This window comes from Streptomyces winkii (assembly GCF_032248595.1).
Lineage (GTDB): Bacteria > Actinomycetota > Actinomycetes > Streptomycetales > Streptomycetaceae > Streptomyces > Streptomyces winkii.
Map to the genome: position 1 here is coordinate 257,855 of NZ_JASTTH010000008.1, position 15,830 is coordinate 273,684.

14 protein-coding genes are annotated in these 15,830 nt (G+C 70.7%); 7 read left to right on the top strand and 7 right to left on the bottom strand.

Annotated features, from left to right (window positions below):
• Positions 1-43: 43 nt before the first annotated feature.
• The 3 genes from QQM67_RS24660 to QQM67_RS24670 all read left to right on the top strand — a co-directional run bounded on the left by QQM67_RS24660 (position 44) and on the right by QQM67_RS24670 (position 4,107).
• Complete coding sequence (locus tag QQM67_RS24660) at positions 44-1,282, top strand: GNAT family N-acetyltransferase (protein ID WP_314176539.1); 1,239 nt, start codon at positions 44-46, stop codon at positions 1,280-1,282.
• Positions 1,283-1,586: 304 nt separating this feature from the next.
• Positions 1,587-2,969 (top strand): hypothetical protein, encoded by a 1,383-nt coding sequence (locus QQM67_RS24665; RefSeq protein WP_314176541.1) that lies wholly within the window; start codon positions 1,587-1,589, stop codon positions 2,967-2,969.
• A 325-nt stretch (positions 2,970-3,294) separates the two neighbouring features.
• The gene (locus tag QQM67_RS24670) at positions 3,295-4,107 is read left to right on the top strand and encodes a phosphotransferase family protein (RefSeq protein ID WP_314176543.1); all 813 of its coding nucleotides are present in this window, start codon (positions 3,295-3,297) and stop codon (positions 4,105-4,107) included.
• A 116-nt stretch (positions 4,108-4,223) separates the two neighbouring features.
• On the opposite strand, the gene QQM67_RS24675 is transcribed toward QQM67_RS24670, so the two are convergent.
• The 6 genes from QQM67_RS24675 to QQM67_RS24700 all read right to left on the bottom strand — a co-directional run bounded on the left by QQM67_RS24675 (position 4,224) and on the right by QQM67_RS24700 (position 10,657).
• Positions 4,224-5,435 (bottom strand): Gfo/Idh/MocA family protein, encoded by a 1,212-nt coding sequence (locus QQM67_RS24675; protein ID WP_314176545.1) that lies wholly within the window; start codon positions 5,433-5,435, stop codon positions 4,224-4,226.
• A complete protein-coding gene (locus tag QQM67_RS24680; protein ID WP_314176816.1) occupies positions 5,432-6,448 on the bottom strand; it encodes a glycoside hydrolase family 130 protein in 1,017 nt (338 codons plus the stop codon). The genes QQM67_RS24675 and QQM67_RS24680 overlap by 4 nt, the downstream gene beginning before the upstream one ends.
• 66 nt (positions 6,449-6,514) lie before the next feature.
• Positions 6,515-7,357 carry a carbohydrate ABC transporter permease gene (locus QQM67_RS24685; RefSeq protein WP_314176547.1) on the bottom strand — a complete coding sequence of 281 codons (843 nt, stop codon included), beginning with the start codon at positions 7,355-7,357 and terminating at the stop codon, positions 6,515-6,517.
• Between the two features lie 3 nt (positions 7,358-7,360).
• Positions 7,361-8,275, bottom strand: coding sequence for a carbohydrate ABC transporter permease (locus QQM67_RS24690; RefSeq protein ID WP_314176549.1), 915 nt, complete (start codon positions 8,273-8,275; stop codon positions 7,361-7,363).
• A 22-nt stretch (positions 8,276-8,297) separates the two neighbouring features.
• Positions 8,298-9,578 (bottom strand): extracellular solute-binding protein, encoded by a 1,281-nt coding sequence (locus tag QQM67_RS24695; RefSeq protein ID WP_314176551.1) that lies wholly within the window; start codon positions 9,576-9,578, stop codon positions 8,298-8,300.
• Positions 9,575-10,657, bottom strand: a complete 1,083-nt coding sequence (locus QQM67_RS24700; protein ID WP_314176553.1) for a LacI family DNA-binding transcriptional regulator — start codon at positions 10,655-10,657, stop codon at positions 9,575-9,577. The genes QQM67_RS24695 and QQM67_RS24700 overlap by 4 nt, the downstream gene beginning before the upstream one ends.
• A gap of 558 nt (positions 10,658-11,215) precedes the next feature.
• On the opposite strand from QQM67_RS24700, the gene QQM67_RS24705 reads away from it, so the two are divergent.
• On the top strand, positions 11,216-11,911 hold the full coding sequence (locus tag QQM67_RS24705) for a CPBP family intramembrane glutamic endopeptidase (protein ID WP_314176555.1): 696 nt from the start codon (positions 11,216-11,218) through the stop codon (positions 11,909-11,911).
• A 26-nt stretch (positions 11,912-11,937) separates the two neighbouring features.
• Here the strand turns inward: QQM67_RS24705 and QQM67_RS24710 are convergent, their stop codons facing one another.
• Positions 11,938-12,510, bottom strand: a complete 573-nt coding sequence (locus tag QQM67_RS24710; RefSeq protein WP_314176557.1) for a helix-turn-helix domain-containing protein — start codon at positions 12,508-12,510, stop codon at positions 11,938-11,940.
• 67 nt (positions 12,511-12,577) lie between these two features.
• Here QQM67_RS24710 and QQM67_RS24715 point away from each other — a divergent pair, with 67 nt between their 5' ends.
• From QQM67_RS24715 to QQM67_RS24725, 3 genes are all read left to right on the top strand, one after another.
• A complete protein-coding gene (locus QQM67_RS24715; RefSeq protein WP_314176559.1) occupies positions 12,578-13,474 on the top strand; it encodes an NAD(P)/FAD-dependent oxidoreductase in 897 nt (298 codons plus the stop codon).
• Complete coding sequence (locus QQM67_RS24720) at positions 13,474-14,127, top strand: class I SAM-dependent methyltransferase (protein ID WP_314176561.1); 654 nt, start codon at positions 13,474-13,476, stop codon at positions 14,125-14,127. The genes QQM67_RS24715 and QQM67_RS24720 overlap by 1 nt, the downstream gene beginning before the upstream one ends.
• 196 nt (positions 14,128-14,323) lie before the next feature.
• Entirely contained in the window at positions 14,324-15,799 is a 1,476-nt protein-coding gene (locus tag QQM67_RS24725; RefSeq protein WP_314176563.1) for an MFS transporter, read from the top strand.
• Positions 15,800-15,830 lie beyond the last annotated feature (31 nt).

Genomic DNA, 15,830 nt, shown 5'->3' on the forward strand with positions numbered 1-15,830 from the left:
AAATGCGGTCGCTCCTTCTCAAGGCCCCTGCTAGAGAAGGCACATGACCACAGAGTTGCGCTCGCTGCGCCCGGCCGAATGGGACCGCTGGTACGACGGACTTCTTCGCGCTTTCGGCGCGGTCGGAGTCTTCGACCGCGAGCTGTACCGGGAACTGACGGAGATCGACCGGTCGGTCGCGGCGTGGGACGGCGGTGAGGTCGTCGGCTCTTCGAGCATGGTCTCCTTCCGGATGACCGTGCCCGGCGGTGCGCTCGTACCGGCGGCGGGCCTGTCGATGGTGCATGTGGCGGCGACGCACAGACGTCGCGGAATACTCCGCTCCATGATGCGGCGCCAGTTGGACGAGACGCGGGCCGCCGGCGTCGAGCCGCTCTCGATCCTCACCGCCTCCGAGCCGCACATCTACGGGCGTTTCGGCTACGGCATGGCCACGCGCAGGCTCGACGCCGACGTCGACACCTCACGCGTCGTACTCCAGGCGCCGCCGGAGTCGGAGGGGATACGGCTGCGGATCGTCGACGACGCGGCCTCAGTGAGCCCCGAGTGCGAGGCCGTCTACGCCCGCATGGTCCCCGAGCGAGCCGGAATGCTGGAACGCCTCCCGGCCTGGGAGCGCCGTCCGCTGATGGACCTGCCGGAGAACCGGGACGGCGCCACCCCGCTGGCCTGCGTGCTGGCGACGGACGGGAGCGGCGAGGTGCGCGGCTACGCGCGGTACGCCCTCTCCGCCGGCGGTGACGACCACGGCACCTCGCGCGGGCGCGTGCTCCTGCGCGACCTGGAGGCGCTGGACACCGCCGCATACGGTGCCCTGTGGCGCTTCCTCTTCGAGATCGATCTGATGCCTGAACTGTGCGTGCGCGAGCGTCCCGTCGATGACGCGTGGCTGCACATGGTCGGCGACAGCGTGCGGCTGTGCAGACCGCGATGGCGGGACATGCTGTTCGCGCGGCCCGTGGAGGTGGGGGCGGCGCTGGCGGCTCGTACGTACTCCGCGCCCGTCGATGTCGTCTTCGACGTCGAGGACGCCTTCTGCCCGTGGAACGAGGGGCGTTGGCGGCTGTCCGGGGACAGCAAGGGCGCGACGTGCGAGCGTACCGGCGACGCCGCCGAACTCGCCCTGTCCGTACGGGAGTTGGGTGCCGTCTATCTGGGCGGCACGGCGCTGCGGACGCTGGCTTCGGCGGGCCGGGTGCGGGAGTTGAGGAGCGGCGCCCTGGGCGCCGCGTCGCGCGCCTTCGCCACGGACCAGGCGCCGTGGCTGTCCCACGGCTTCTGACGCGGAACCGGCCCTGTGCGTACGGGAGTCGGGAGCGGCGGGGCCGGGCCCAGGGCCGGAGTCGTCCGGGGCCCCGTGAACGGCATTTGCTCCTCTGTGTACGTGGCAGCGTGTGCTCGGCGGGCGATCCGGCGGGCCATGCCGCACAACCCGGCCTCCCCGCAGGGAATGCTCCGATCTGGAGTGAATGAGGCGGTCCGGAGCCGTGTGTTGGCGCTAAGCCTTGGAACTCCGGTGCCGCGGTAGTACTTTGCGCCGATCCACCCCCCACGGGCCTCGTGCCCGCGCGAGCGAAGAGGTCCACGTGAAGCGTGTTACTAGCCGCGCCTATCTTGCCGCGATCTGCATATCCGGTCTGCTGGTCGCCGGCAGCGTGGTTCCCTACGCTGCGGGCAGCGAGTCGTCTCCGGGCGATTCGGACGACAACAGCCGAAGACCCGAACTCTCCGTCAGAGCCGGCGACTCCGAGTCGGCGAGGATCAACCGCCCCTCGGACCGCGGCGGCCCCAACACTCTGAAGAAGACGGACGTCACGCTCTCCTCGTACGACGCGAAGAAGGGCCGGGCCGTTCTCAGCCGGCAGGGCCGGAACGCTCAGACCGGCGCCATCGACGTCCGCAAGGGCGATGTGATCGCCAGCCCGCCCACCAAGGCCGCCCCCGCGGGCGCGCTCGTCAAGGTCGAGGACGTGGGCTCCGCCGACGGCGGGAAGGCCGAACTCCGCACCTCCCGGGCCGACCTCACGGAGGTCTTCGGCGGTGCCAAGGCCGACGGGAAGGTCCCGGTCCCCTCCTCGGAGTGGAAGGTCGACCCGATGGTCAAGGGTCTCGACGTGACCCGGGGCTCCGCGAAGAACTCCCGTGGCGCATCCGGCACTTCGGGCAAGGCCGGACGCGCGGCTGACGCCGGGAACCTGAGCTTCGACTTCGACACTCAACTGCCCGGCTCCCCGGACGACCAGGACCCCGCGCCCCCGCCCGAAGTGGGCGGGCATCTGGAGATCTCACCGAAGGTCGACTTCTCCTACGACGGTCACGGCTCGGCCGACCCGGCCGAGGCGACCGCGTCGCTGGGAATCGGGGGCGACTACAAGGCCGGGTGGCGCGTCAAGGGCGTCGTGGAACCCCGCGCCGCCGAGCGCCTTCCTCTCGCCGAGATGACGGCACACCCCGTGATCATGGTCGGTCCGGTGCCGGTCGTCGTCACCGTGAAGCTGACGCTCGTCCTCAAGGCGCGGGCCGACGGACGGCTCCAGGTGGACGTGGACCAGGACGTGACCGGATCGGTCAAGGTCGGCACGCGCTACGCCAAGGAGACGGGCTGGGAGTCCGACTCGCACGCCGACGGCTCGGCCCTCCCGGGTGGCAAGGCCGACGTTTCGGGTCAGGGCGAGCTGCGGACGCTGCTCGGCCCCGAGGCGAACGTGAGCCTCTACGACACGGTGGGCGTGGAGGCCTTCTTCGGCCCGTATCTGCGCGCGACCGCCCAGTTCCCGGGGCAGGCGCAGGGAGAACCCGCCGAAGGAAGCGGCTCGTGGAAGCTCTTCGGCGGACTGACCCTGGAGAGCTCCCTCTTCGCCCAGCTGCCGTTCGTGGTCATCGGCGACCGTCCGTCGAAGCGGATCAACTTCCCGCCGATCAGCCGCGAGTGGTTCATCACGGAGGGACGGCTCCCGGCCGGCTCCTGATCTCCGGGAGACTGCTGCACGCTTCGGGTTCCGGTCCGCGGGCCCGCTCCGGGCGGGCGGCGGGGGCCTGTCCCTCACCGCCCGCCCGGTGGCATGTGCGTTGGCGGCGCCTGGAATTCGTTGGCCGCCGTACGTCGCGGCGTGCTGGGGTGGCTCCGTGACTGCTCCTCCTCCCCGTCCGTCTGACGACGGGCCGTGGTCGTCCGGCGATCCGCCGGCCCGGGCGCTCGCGTGGGTGGCCGGACTCCTCGGAACCGGCAGCGGTACCGGAACCGGCCCTGGCCCCGGAACGGGCACAGGCACAGGCACCGGCGACGGTGCCGCCGTGCGCGCCGTCCGGTCCTTGGACGGCGGCACCCACGCCTCCACTCACCTGCTGGAGACAGCCGGTCCCGAACGGCACGTCGTGCTGCGGCGCTTCCCGCCCGGCGACGACGCCGCCGCCCGCGAGGAGAAGGTCCTGACGGCGCTCGACGGCCTGGGCGGCTTCGCCCCGCGCCTGATAGGCGTCGATCCGCACGGCGAACAGTGCGGTGCACCGGCCGTCCTGACCACCCGGCTTCCGGGGCAGGCCGACATCACTCCCGCTGATCCACACGCAGCCGCCGCCGCCCTCGGGCGCGCCCTGGCCGGGCTGCACGCCGTGCCTCGTATGCGACTCGGCGGCTTCCGGGACGGAATATCCGCCACCCGCCGCGGCACCGGCCCGGCTGCGGCGGCCCTGGACGGGCACGCCGGCCGGCTCGCCGCCCAGCCGCGAGTGCTGTCGCACTTCGACTACTGGTCGGGCAACGTACTGTGGCGCGACGGCGTGCTCACGGGCGTGATCGACTGGTCCGGCGCGAGCCTGGCACCTCGCGGGTTCGATGCCGGCTGGTGCCGGCTCGACCTCGCGCTGCTGCACGGGCCCGGCACCACCACCGCGGACACGTTCCTCGCCGCCTACCGGGACGCATCCGGCGCGCCGCCACCCGACATGGCGCTGTGGGACCTGTATACGCTCGGCCGTTCCCACAGCACCGTCGAGACCTGGGTCCCCAACTACGCGAGCCTCGGCCGCGCCGACCTCACCGCCCGGGAACTCCGCCGCCGCCACACGGCCTGGACGGAACGCACTCTGGGCGCCGTCCGCACGTAGGCCGCCTTCTCACCCCGTAGGCCACACCCTGCGCACGATCCGCCGCGGCAGCGGGACAGCACCCGCTACGAGACAGCACCCGCTACGAGACGGCGCCTGCCAGGAGACGGCGCCCGCTACGAGGACGCCTGAACTCCCGCGGGCGCGGCGACCGCCTGGCCGACTCCTGTCGCGGCCGCGCGCGTGGCGGCTTCGGCCACGGCGACCGCGGTCAGACCGGCCTCAGCGTCGGCGACCGGCGTGGAGCCGTCGGCCGCGCAGCGCAGCAGGTCGGCGACGGCGGCCCGCACGCTCTCCGCGTACACGTACGACTTGCGGTCCTCGCCGCCGAGGTCGATCACGGCCTCGGCACGGTGCGGGACGCCGCGTGCCACGCCTCTGCCGCGGGCGGGACGCGAACTGCCCGCTCCCCGCCGCACATTGACGGCGACGCGCTCGCCGCCGTGCGGGCGAAGGCCGGGAACGGCCAGCAACTCGGCCGTTCTCGACGGGAGTTCCTCCCACCGGGCCGCGCCCTCCTCGTCGGTCCACGCGGTGATGGCGGCGTACGCCGGGATCCACCCGGTGATGCGCGACTCGGCGAAGCCGTGGTCCAGGCGCATCAGTTGGCGTTCGCACCGGTGGGCGTGGGTGAACGAGTGCAGGTGGGTGGCGAGGACGCCGCCGGGGTGCACGGCGTCCGCGATCACCATGTCGACGGGGCCGCCCGGGCGCCGTACGGCCGTGGCGCGCACCGACTCCGGTTCGCTGCCGAGCAGGGCGCGTGCGGCGTCGAAGAAGTGGACACCGTGCTCGATGAAGATGCCCCCGCTGTGTGCGGGATCCCAGAACCAGTGGCCGGGGCCGAGGTCTTCGTCGGCCGCGTCGTTCTCGAAGAGGAAGCGGCGGGGTGGGGCGAGGAGGCCCTCGGCGATCAGCCGCTCAACGGCGCGCAGGACCGGGTTGTAGCGAAGTACGTGGTCGACGGCGAGAGTTCCGGGCGAACGGTCCGCCTCGTCCCGTACCCGGAGGGCGTCCTCGGTGGTGGTGGCCAGCGGCTTCTCGCAGAAGACGTGCTTGCCGGCACGGAGCGCGGCGACGGCCATCCCGGCGTGGGTTGCGGGCGGGGTCGCCAGAGCCACCAGGTCCACGCCGTCCGTGGCGAGCAGCGAGTCGAGGCCGTCGCGTACGGCCGCGCCGTGCCGTGCGCCGAGCGGCTGCGCGCGCGAGGGGTCGGGATCGGCGACGGCGGCGATGCGCAGGCCGGGCAGGCCGGCCACGGCATCCAGGACGTACGCCCCGAACGATCCGCAGCCGGCCAGCCCGAGGCCGAGAACCGGCGCCGTCACGTGGTGCGTTCGAGCAGGGCGGCGCCGATGTGGGCGTCGGCCATGCCGTAGAAGACGTACAACTTCCCGTCGATCTCCTCGATCGCCGTGGGGAAGACCACGTTCGGGACGGTGCCCGAGCGCTCCTCCTCCGTCTCCGGAGCCATCAGCGGCTCCTCGGAACGGGCGAGGACCTTCGACGGGTCGGCCGGATCGAGGATCATCGCGCCGGCGGCGTACGACACCCGCTGGTTCGGCACGAAGGGATCCTCGATGGAGCCGGAGACCCCGTGGTGGATGAGCAGCCAGCCTTCGTCGACACGGATCGGGGCGGGGCCGGCGCCGATCTTGAGCGCTTCCCAGGGGTGCTCGGAGAGGGCGACCAGGCGGTGCTGCCGGGGACGTACAAGCGCGCGGACGTCCCGCTCGGCCTCCGCGACCGGAACGTAGGAGATCCAGATGCCGGGGCGCTCGTCGGTGACACCTGCGGGGAGGTGGGTGCCCTCGCCGGGACGGAACCAGGCGAGGTCCCACATGGGGCGGTGCAGCATCGCGTACGCCGGTTCGCCGTCCGGGCCCGGGACCGGCTCGGGGAAGTGGACGACGTCCTTGTTGGGGAAGAGGTTGAGGTCGGTGTCGAGGTCGGGCTGGTACTCGAACTGGACCGGGCCGATGCGGGTCCAGTCGGTGAGGTTCTCGGAGACGGCGAGGGCCGGCCTGGGGCCGAGGGGCCCGTAGGCGACGTAGGACATCACGTGCTTGCCGAGGGACGGGATCCAGGTACTGCGGGGATCCTCGACGCCGGCGTTGTTCTTGCCGCGCTCCCAGCCCTCGTCGGGGGCGAGCACGACGCCGCGGCGCTCGACGCCGGAGGGTACGCCGTCGGTGAAGGTGACCTCGGCCAGCCCGACGCGGGAGACGTTGCCGTCGGCCACGAGGCGGGGCAGCAGGTGCAGCCTGCCGTCGGGGGTGCGGCCGGACGCGGGGTTGAGGACGCCCTCGGCCTCGTTGGCCTCTCCGGGCAGTGGCGCCATCACGACGCCCAGCCGGCGCAGGGTGTAGGGGATGTTCGTACGGGGGGTTCTGTCGGTGCTCAAGTGTCAGCCCTTTATGCCGGATCCGAGGTCGGTGGAGACGAAGCGGCGCTGGAACGCGAGGAACAGCGCCACGGCCGGGGCGGCGAGCACGCATGCCCCGGCGAGTATCGCGCCGTACGGGTTGGCGGCCCGTCCGGCGACGTTCGCGATGTAGTTGGCCAGCGCGACGGCCAGCGGCTGCATGTCCGAGTCCTTCGTCACGAGGAACGGCCAGAGGAACTCGTTCCAGGGACCGATGAAGGTCAGCAGCACGGTGGTGAGCAGGGCCGGCTTGCACAGCGGGGTCGCGATCCGCAGCATGATCGCCAACTCGCTGGCCCCGTCGATCCGCGCGGACTCGAAGAGCTCCCGGGGGAGTTGCAGGAAGAACTGGCGGAAGACGAAGACGGCCGTCGAGTTGATCGCGAACGGCAGGATGATGCCGAGGTATGTGTCCGCCAGCCCGTAGCTGCGGACGATCATCACGTAGAGCGGGATCATCAGCAGCTGGAACGGAACCAGCTGCACCAGGAGCACCGTCCCGAAGACCGCGCCCCGGCCGCGGAAGTGCATCTGCGCCAGCGCGTAGCCCGCCAGAAGGCCGAACACGACGGTGCACAGGATGACGCCCCCGGTGAAGATCCCCGAGTTGGCGACGGCCCTGAACAGCGGGACCCGGTCGTTGATCGCCGCGTAGTTGCCCAGCGTGAGGCCCGACGGATCGGGCAGTACGGCCGACGGATCGGAGCTCGGCTCGGACTGAAGCGAGCCGAGCACCATGGAGTAGAAGGGGAAGAGGAACGCGCACGCGCCGGCGAGCAGCACGAGCAGCCGGGATATCCGGCTCTTGGAGGCGGCGGACGTCACGGCTCAGCCCCTTTCCGTCAGCTTGCGGTTGATCAGCGAGACGGCCAGCACGAACAGCACCAGCAGCACCCCGATCGCGGCGGCGACGTCCGGGCTTCCCTGCTCGATGCCCCGCTGGTACATGAGCAGGACGGGGGAGGCGGACGCTCCGTCGGGGCCGCCGCCACCGGTGAGCAGGTAGGGCTCGGTGAACAGGTTCGCCCCGGTGATCGTGGCCACGATCACCACCAGCGTCGTCGCCGGGCGCACGCCGGGCACAGTGATGGAGAGGAACTTGCGCACCGTGGACGCGCCGTCGGTGTCGGCCGACTCGTAGAGCTCCTTCGGCACGTTCTGAAGCGCCGCGAGGTACAGCATGATGAAGAAGCCGAGCTGCTTCCAGGCGACGAACACCGCGATCAGCGGCATCGCCAGCGTCTCGTTGACGAGCCACGACGGCTCCGGAGCGAGCCCTCCCAGGAGCTTGTTCACCAGGCCGCCGCTGCTGAAGAGCCACAGCCAGATGCCGACCATGGCCACGCTCGCGGTGATGTACGGCAGGTAGTACGCCGCGCGGAAGAACGAGCGCATCGGCAGCTTGGCGTTGAGCGCGGTGGCAAGCACGAGCGAAAGACCGACGGTCAGCGGCACGTTGAAGACCAGGAAGACGACGATGTTGCCGAACGCCTGGCGGACGTCCGGGTCGCTCAGTACGGCCGCGTAGTTCTCGAAGCCGACGAACGGGTAGTCCACGATCGCGTTCGGCGCGGCGAAGAAGTAGTCGTGGAACGACATCCACACCGCGAACCCGAACGGGTAGGCGAAGACCACGGCGACGAACGCCAGATACGGCGAGACGAACCCGAGCCCCAGGAGGTTGCGGCCGAAGGACCGCCTGATCCTCCTGGGGCGGGTGCCGCCCGGCGTGGGCGAGGACATCAACAAAACCTCTCTGCGCTCGTCACTTCTGGGCGGCGAGCTTCTCGACCTCGGACGCCGCCTTCTTGAGCGCGCTCTGCGGGTCCGCCTTGCCGAAGATGACCGAGCGCGAATAGGCGTCCCGGAAGTTCTGCCAAATGGCGATCGACTTGGGCACGTTGGGCACCTCGACGGTGTTCCCGGCCGCTTGCGCGTAGGTCTTGTACTTCGGGTTCTTCGCGAAGAAGTCCGCGTAGTCGCCCGTCAGGTCCTCGCGTACCGGCATCTGGCCGGTGATCTCCAGCAGCTTGCGGTCCTGCTCCTTGCTGCTGGCGAACTTCAGAACGTCCCAGGCCGTGCCGCGGTTCTTGCAGGAGTTGAACATTCCCACCGACTTGGCGTCGCTGAAGGTGCGGGTCTGCGCGGCCGGCTTGCCCTTCGAGGTGGGGACAGGGACCACGCCGTAGTCGACCTTCTTGTCGTAGACCTTCACGGCCCACGGACCGGCGATGGTCATCGCGGCCTTGCCGTCGGCGAACGCGTCGCCGTTGTACTTCTCCTTCTGCGCCAGGGCCTTGTCGTACATCGACTGCCAGAAGTCCGCGACCGCCTGCCCCTCGGGGCCGTTGAACTGTGCCTTGCCGTCCTCCAGCAGTTGCTTGCCGCCGCTCTCCGCCGTGAACAGCGGATAGAAGTCGAACCAGGACTGGAAGAACTCCGAACTGGGCGAGGGCCAGATCGCGGCCTTCACTCCGCCCTTGTCGACCAGCTTCTGGGACGTGGCCAGGAATTCCTTGTACGTCGTCAAGCCGGGCTTGTCCGGGTCGAGTCCGGCCTTGCTGAACACGTCCTTGTTGTAGGAGATCATCACCGGGTTGGACTTCCAGGGCAGTTGGTAGTACTTGCCGTCGTCCGACTTGTACTGCTCGGCCGCGTCTCCGGAGCGCTTCTCGATGTGCTGCGTGGCGCCCGGGAAATCGTCGAGCGGTACCAGGCCGCCCTGCTTCTGGAACTGCGACACGGCCGCGGGGGAGGTGTTGAAGACCAGACAGGGGGCGTTGCCCGCGGTGATGGCCGCTCCGATGACCTCCTCGGAGCTCTTGCCGGCCGGGATCTCCTGAGCGCGGATCTTCTCCTTCGGGTGCGCGGAGTTCCAGGACGCGACCATCTTCTTGGCCCACGCGATCTCGTCGGGGTTGTTGGCGTACCAGATCTTGATCGGGCCCTTGGACGCGGCGGCCTTTCCGTCGTCGCCGCCGGAGCCGCCGCAGGCGCTCAGCGGCAGTACGAGAAGGGCTATGGCAAGGGGAAGTGCTCGTTTCATGAGGAGCTCCGTGGTTCGTCGTCGGCTTGGGAGACTCGGGGGCGGGGGACACCGCCCGGGGCGGGCGGTGCGGTGGATCGTCGGAGAACCAGCTCGGCCGGCGGCAGCTCGGCACTCTCCGCGCCGCCCTTCTCCACGAGTTGGAGCAGCGTGCGGGCGGCGGCGCTGCCCATCGCGAGGGCGTCCATCCGGACCGTGGTCAGCGGCGGGTGCACGTGGCGGGCCAGTTCGGTGTCGTCGAAACCGGTGACCGACAGATCGTCGGGAATGCTCAGGCCCCGTTCATGCGCGACGGTGGCGCCCGCGATCGCCATCAGGTCGTTGGCATAGACGATGGCGCTCGGCGGCTCGCCGTCGTCGAACAGGCGCCGGGTGGCGGCGGCACCGCCGGCCGCGGTGAAGTCCCCTGCCGCCTCCGGGCCCGGGGGCAGGCCGAGATCGCGCAACGTGTCCGCCCAGGCGTCACGCCGCCTGTGGCCGTGGACGAACTGCTGAGGCCCGGCCACATGTCCGATCCGCCGGTGCCCCAGCGAGGCCAGGTGCTCCACGGCGGCGCGGATCCCGGTCCGCTCATCGAGGTTGACGGCGGGGAAGGCGTGCGGAGTGTCCGGCGTCTGGAGGGTCACGGCGGGCAGCCGCAGCTCCTCCAGGAGCTCCAGCCGGGGATCGTCGCCCACGCGCAGGTCGGAGAGGAACACCCCGTCCACCCGTCCGTCGCCCGCGAGTTGACGGTATCCGTCGGCCTCCTCGTCCCAGCCGCCGGTGACCACCCGCAGGACCAGGGCATGCCCCACCTTGGCCAGCTCGGTCTCCACGCCGGCGATGAACGCGGGGAAGAACGGGTCCGCCCCGAGGAGCTCGGCGGGCCGGGCCATCACCAGACCGAGCGCGAAGGCCCGGGAGTAGGACAGGGCACGCGCCGAGTGACTGGGCCGGTATCCCAGCTCCGCCGCCGCGGCGAGGACCCTCGCCCTGGTGTCCGGTGCGACTCCGGGACGGTCGTTCAGTACGAAGGACACCGTGCCCTTGGAGACGCCGGCGGCCCGGGCGACGTCGTCGATCGTCGGGCTCCGTCGCACGGTCTCTCCTCTCGGACGGTGTGGGTGGTGCGGTGTGGGTGGTACGGGGTGCCGCCGCGTGCGAGCAGCGGCACAGCAGGCTGGGGGCAACTGCCCGCCGTACGGCCTGGGCAGGCACTTAACCGGTTTGAAACAGACCCCGTCAATGGTTCTGACTCCATTTTTTAAACCGGTTTGAGAGGCGGCCCTCCTCGGCTTGTGCCGGCGCCGTCAGCGAGCCCCTGCGTGAGGACTGGAGTCGAGGCGCCAACTGGCCAGAGCTGAGAGGCAGTTGGCCGAGTACGTGGAGGGGTGGACGTCCGGCCAGGGCCGCCGGCGCCCGCAGCGAAGGCAGCGAGGTGCCCGACGCAGTCGGGAACGCGGTGGCGTGCCATGGGCGGCGGCTGTCAGGCGGCGATGGTGACCCGGGCGATCCGCAACGCGGAGCAGTGCGCCCCTTGTGGAAAGCTGCGGATCGCTACGTTGAAACAGGCAGTCAGAACCCCGTCCGTGCAAAGTTGCGACCTTCGTCTGCATTCGAAGGGTCGTCGACCGGACGGAATGCGAAATGGGAGCCGCATGCAGGACGAGTCGCACGCCGGAGTTCTCTCGCGCCGTCAAGAACTGGCCGAGACAGGTGTGTTCCTGCTGCTCATCGTGCCGTCATTGGCGTTCTCGTTCGTCGGGTCCGGCCAGGGGGCCTTGCCTTTCCCTCTCGTCGCCGCCGCGACGATTCTGCGTGACGCCGGTCTGGTCGCCCTGGTTCTGCTTCTCCTGTCGCGGGCCCGGCAGCCTGTCGCGGCCATCGGCTGGGTGCGCCGCACCGTCTGGCTGGAGGTTCTCGTCGGGGTCGCCTTTTCGGCGGTGGCGCTGCTCGGCGGCCAGCTGCTGGCCGCCGCCCTTCACGGCGCGGGCCTGTCCGTGCAGCAGGGTGGCACCTCGGGCCTGCTGCCCTCCGCCCACATCGGCGAACTGCTGCTCGCCTTCGTCCTCGTCGTGGTCGTCGCCGTCGCCGAAGAGACCGTTTTTCGCGGGTATCTGATTCTGCGGTTCAAGAGCGCTCTTCAAAGCCGTACCTGGGCGGTGCTGTTGTCGACGGTGGTCTTCGCCGTCGGCCACGGCTACGAAGGCGGCGCGGGTGTATTGACGGTCGGCCTGATCGGCCTGGTCTTCGCCCTTGTCTATGAATGGCGGAGAAGCCTTGTGGCGCCGATCGTGATGCACTTCTCCCTGGATTTCGTCTCGATCGTGCTGGCGCCGTTTCTGGCGGGCTGAGCGATTCCCGGCCGGAGGACGTCGTGTCAGGTCCCGGTCCTCACGTGCATCCGCTCGCCCTGCGGCCCGAAGAGCGCCAGCATCTCGGTGGGATGGCCGCCGCGGTTGGCGATGACGTGCGGGGTGTGGGTGTCGAACTCGACGACCTCACCCGGCTTGAGGTCGAGGCGCCGGTGGCCGAGGACGAGGTGCAGCTGTCCGGACAGGACGTAGATCCACTCATAGCCCTCGTGGACCTTCGGCTCGTACGGCTCGGGTGGGTCGTGCGGCGGCACGATCACCTTGAACGCCTGTACGCCGCCCGGCCGCCGGGTCAGCGGGACGTACGTACGGCCGTGCCGTCGGATCGGCCTGGCCCGTACCCGCGGATCTCCCGTCTCCGGTGCGCCGACCAGCTCGTCGAGCGGCACCTGATGGGCCCGGGCCAGCGGCAGCAGCAGTTCCAGGGTCGGCTTGCGCTGCCCGGACTCCAGCCGCGAGAGGGTGCTGATCGAGATGCCGGTGCTCTTCGCCAGCGCCGTCAGGGTCGCGCCCCGCTCCGTGCGCAGCGCGCGCAGCCGTGAGCCGACCTCGTCGAGTACGTCGTCGAACTCTGCCATCCCTCCACTTTGCCAGACCGGCAAGGAAGTTTGCACAATCGCGGAGGGGGTCCGCACGCTGGCGGACATGGACATCAACGAGTCGTACGACGTGGTCGTCGTCGGCGGCGGAGCCGCGGGCCTGAGCGCCGCGCTGGTGCTGGGACGGTCCCGGCGCTCGGTGCTGGTGATCGATGCCGGCGAGCCCCGCAACGCCCCCGCCGATCACATGCACAACTACCTCGGCAGGGAGGGCGCGAAGCCGTCCGAGCTGCTGGCGGACGGCCGCGAGGAGGTCGGGCGGTACGGCGTGGAGGTCCGTGCCGGCCGGGTCTCCTCCGCCGCCCGCACCAGCGGCGGTTTCGCCCTGGGGCTGGAAGACGGCACCTCGGTCTCCGCCCGCCGGCTGGTCCTGGCCACCGGCGTGGTCGACGTACTGCCTCAGATCCCGGGCCTCGCGGAGCGGTTCGGCCGGGACGTGCTGCACTGCCCGTACTGCCACGGCTGGGAGGTCGCCGACCTGCCCCTGGGAGTCGTGGCGAGCGGGCCGGACTGTGCCGAGCGTGCGCTGCTGTTCCGCCAGTGGAGCAAGGACGTGCTGATCCTGCTCAACGGCCGGCCGGCCCCGCAGGGGGAGGACGCCGAGAAGCTCGCTGCCCGCGGCATCCGGTGGGTGCCGGGCGAGATCGCCCGGGTCGTCGTCGAGGACGACGCCGTCACGGGCGTCGAACTGGCCGACGGCGAGACGGTGAACCGGGCCGCGCTGGTGGTCACCACCGTGCCGACCCCCGACACCACGCTGCTCGACGCCGTCGGCGGCCCGGAGACGCCGGGCCTGAAGGTCGTCGGCAACGCGGCCACACCTTTCGGCGGGGTCGTCGCCTCGGCCGCCGACGGCATGACGGCCGGGACGCTCCTCAACCACGACCTCCTCCTCGAAGAGACCGCGTCCGCGGTCGCGGAGTACCGGAAGGAAGCAGCCTGATGAGTGGACACGAACATGAGCTCACCGAAGAGGAAGCGGCGGCCGTGTTCGAGCCGGAGAGCTGGGAGGAGCGGTACGCCGGCGAGGAGAAGATCTGGAGCGGGAACCCCAACCCGCAACTGGTCGCCGAGGTGACCGGACTGACCCCGGGCACCGCGCTCGACGTCGGCTGCGGCGAGGGCGGCGACGTGATCTGGCTGGCCCGGCAGGGCTGGAGGGTCACCGGCGCCGACTTCTCGGCCAACGGCCTGGCCCGCGCCGCCCGGCACGCCGAGGATGCCGGAGTCGCCGCCCGTACCGACTGGTGGCAGGTCGACGCCCGTACGTTCGCAGCGGACGGCCGCTCCTACGACCTGGTCACGACCCACTTCCTGCACCCGCCGGACGGAGGGATGGTCGACGTCGCCGCGCGCCTGTCCGAGGCCGTCGCGCCCGGCGGCTGCCTCCTGATCGTGGGCCACGCCCCGTCCGAGGTGTTCGCGCGGCTCAGCGCCAGCCACCGCAGGGCGATGTTCCTCGCCGAGGACCTGCTGCCCGGCCTGCCCGACGGCTTCGACGTGCTCGTGGCCGAGCAGCGTCCGCGGACGATGGTCCGCGACGGCGAGACGGTCGACATCCACGACGCGACGCTGTTCGCGCGCCGTACGACGTAGGGGTTCGGGGGGCGGAGCGGTCCAGCGGAGCGAACTCCAGGAGCTCTCGGGCCTCGGCGCAGTTCAGGCACCGTTCTCCGGCCGGGTCGTAGACTGCCGTGGCAACTCCATGTGACTGCCGCGAAGCGCTGAGTGACTGCTTATGTGCCGGCGTGGACGGCAGTGCCGCGTCCAACCCCACACTTCGGAGGCTCCCGTGCGGTCCAGCTCCCTGATCCTTTCCGGCAGGGCGCCGCTCGCAGGGCACTATCCGTCCGCGGTGGCTGTCGCCTTGCTCGCGCTCTGTCCGTACCTGGTGCTCACGACGGCCATCTCCCTCATGCAGCAAGTCCTGAGGCAGGAACTCGGCGTGAGCGCGTTCCAGTTGCAGCTGACCGTCGGACTGTCCAACGCCGCCTACGCGTTCGGAGCGGTGGCGGCGGCGGACCTGGTCCAGCGATTCCCCCGGCGCCACGTCTATCTCGTCTGCGAGTCGGGCTTCGTGCTCAGCAGCGTTCTGGTTCTCAGCGCGCAGGAGATCTCGGTGTTCGCGACCGGGCTGGTTCTGCAAGGTCTGGCCACCGGGATGCTGCTCGTCGCGGCGCTGCCGCCGCTGATCCTTTCGCACGGCGCGGACCGGCTGCCGACCACCGCCGCGGTGATCAGCCTGGGCCTGTTCGGGATGGTGACGTTCGGGCCGCTCGTGGGCGGCCTGGTGGGCACGCTGGACGGCTGGCGGTACATGTTCACCTCGGTCGCCGTGCTCGCCGCGATCGGGCTGACCATCGGTGCGCTGGTCTTCGAGAGGAACGAACCGCCCGTGCCGGACCTGAAGTTCGACTGGCTGGCGATTCCGCCCGCTCTGGGAGCCACCGTGCTGCCGTTCTTCGGAGTGGCCTGGCTGACGCACGCGTCGTTCCTCGACCCGCTGTTCCTCGTACCGGTCATCGTCGGGGTGCTCATCGGCGTGCTGCTCGTGGTCAGCCAGTACCGCTCGTCCTCGCCGCTGATGCCGGTGCGGCCGGTGAGCAACACCCTGCCGGTGACGGGCGTCGCCGCGGCGATGCTCGTCGGGGCGACCTTCACCACGCTGATCGAGCTCACCGAGTCCTATCTCGTGGAAGTGGCGCGCTTCGACACTCTGGAGGTCGGCGCGCTCCTCTCGCCCATGCTGCCCGGCGTGGTGGTCGCCGCGATCCTCTTCCGGCAGCTGCTGACCACACGCTGGACCCCCTGCCTGGCGCTCGGGGGTCTGCTCAGCGTCGGCGTCGGCGCAGCCGTACTGCTGGGCACGGACACCTCCAGCGCCTCGTACGTCGTTCCCATCGCCTCGGTCTTCCTGGGGTTCGGTGCGGGTGCGGGCGTGACGCCCGGCCTGTTCATGGCCGGACTCTCGGCCCCCGCCGCACAGATCGGCGCGACCTTCGCCCTGGTCGAACTCCTTCGCTCCGAGGCCGCCTTCCTGGTCGGTCCCGCGCTGCTGCACCTCGCCGTGACCAAGGGCATCGTGGACGGGTTCAGCCTCGCCGTGACGATCACGCTGGTGGCGACCGTGGCGGGAGCGGTGCTGCTCGTCGGCGTCTACCTCGTGGGCGGTGCCGCGCTGCGCCCACCGGACCTTCAGGCCTGGATCACCCGCAGGTCGACCGGATACAAGTCCCCGGCACTGGCGGCCAGGCTCCGCAAGGCGTGACCGCCGTCCGGCGGCGAACCGGCGCCCTGTA

Coding starts and splice junctions, on each gene's coding strand:
- QQM67_RS24660 (WP_314176539.1), top strand. CDS start 44: ATGACCACAGAGTTGCGCTCGCTGCGCCCGGCCGAATGGGACCGCTGG.
- QQM67_RS24680 (WP_314176816.1), bottom strand. CDS start 6,448: ATGGCGCCACTGCCCGGAGAGGCCAACGAGGCCGAGGGCGTCCTCAAC.
- QQM67_RS24690 (WP_314176549.1), bottom strand. CDS start 8,275: ATGTCCTCGCCCACGCCGGGCGGCACCCGCCCCAGGAGGATCAGGCGG.
- QQM67_RS24695 (WP_314176551.1), bottom strand. CDS start 9,578: ATGAAACGAGCACTTCCCCTTGCCATAGCCCTTCTCGTACTGCCGCTG.
- QQM67_RS24705 (WP_314176555.1), top strand. CDS start 11,216: ATGCAGGACGAGTCGCACGCCGGAGTTCTCTCGCGCCGTCAAGAACTG.
- QQM67_RS24710 (WP_314176557.1), bottom strand. CDS start 12,510: ATGGCAGAGTTCGACGACGTACTCGACGAGGTCGGCTCACGGCTGCGC.
- QQM67_RS24715 (WP_314176559.1), top strand. CDS start 12,578: ATGGACATCAACGAGTCGTACGACGTGGTCGTCGTCGGCGGCGGAGCC.
- QQM67_RS24720 (WP_314176561.1), top strand. CDS start 13,474: ATGAGTGGACACGAACATGAGCTCACCGAAGAGGAAGCGGCGGCCGTG.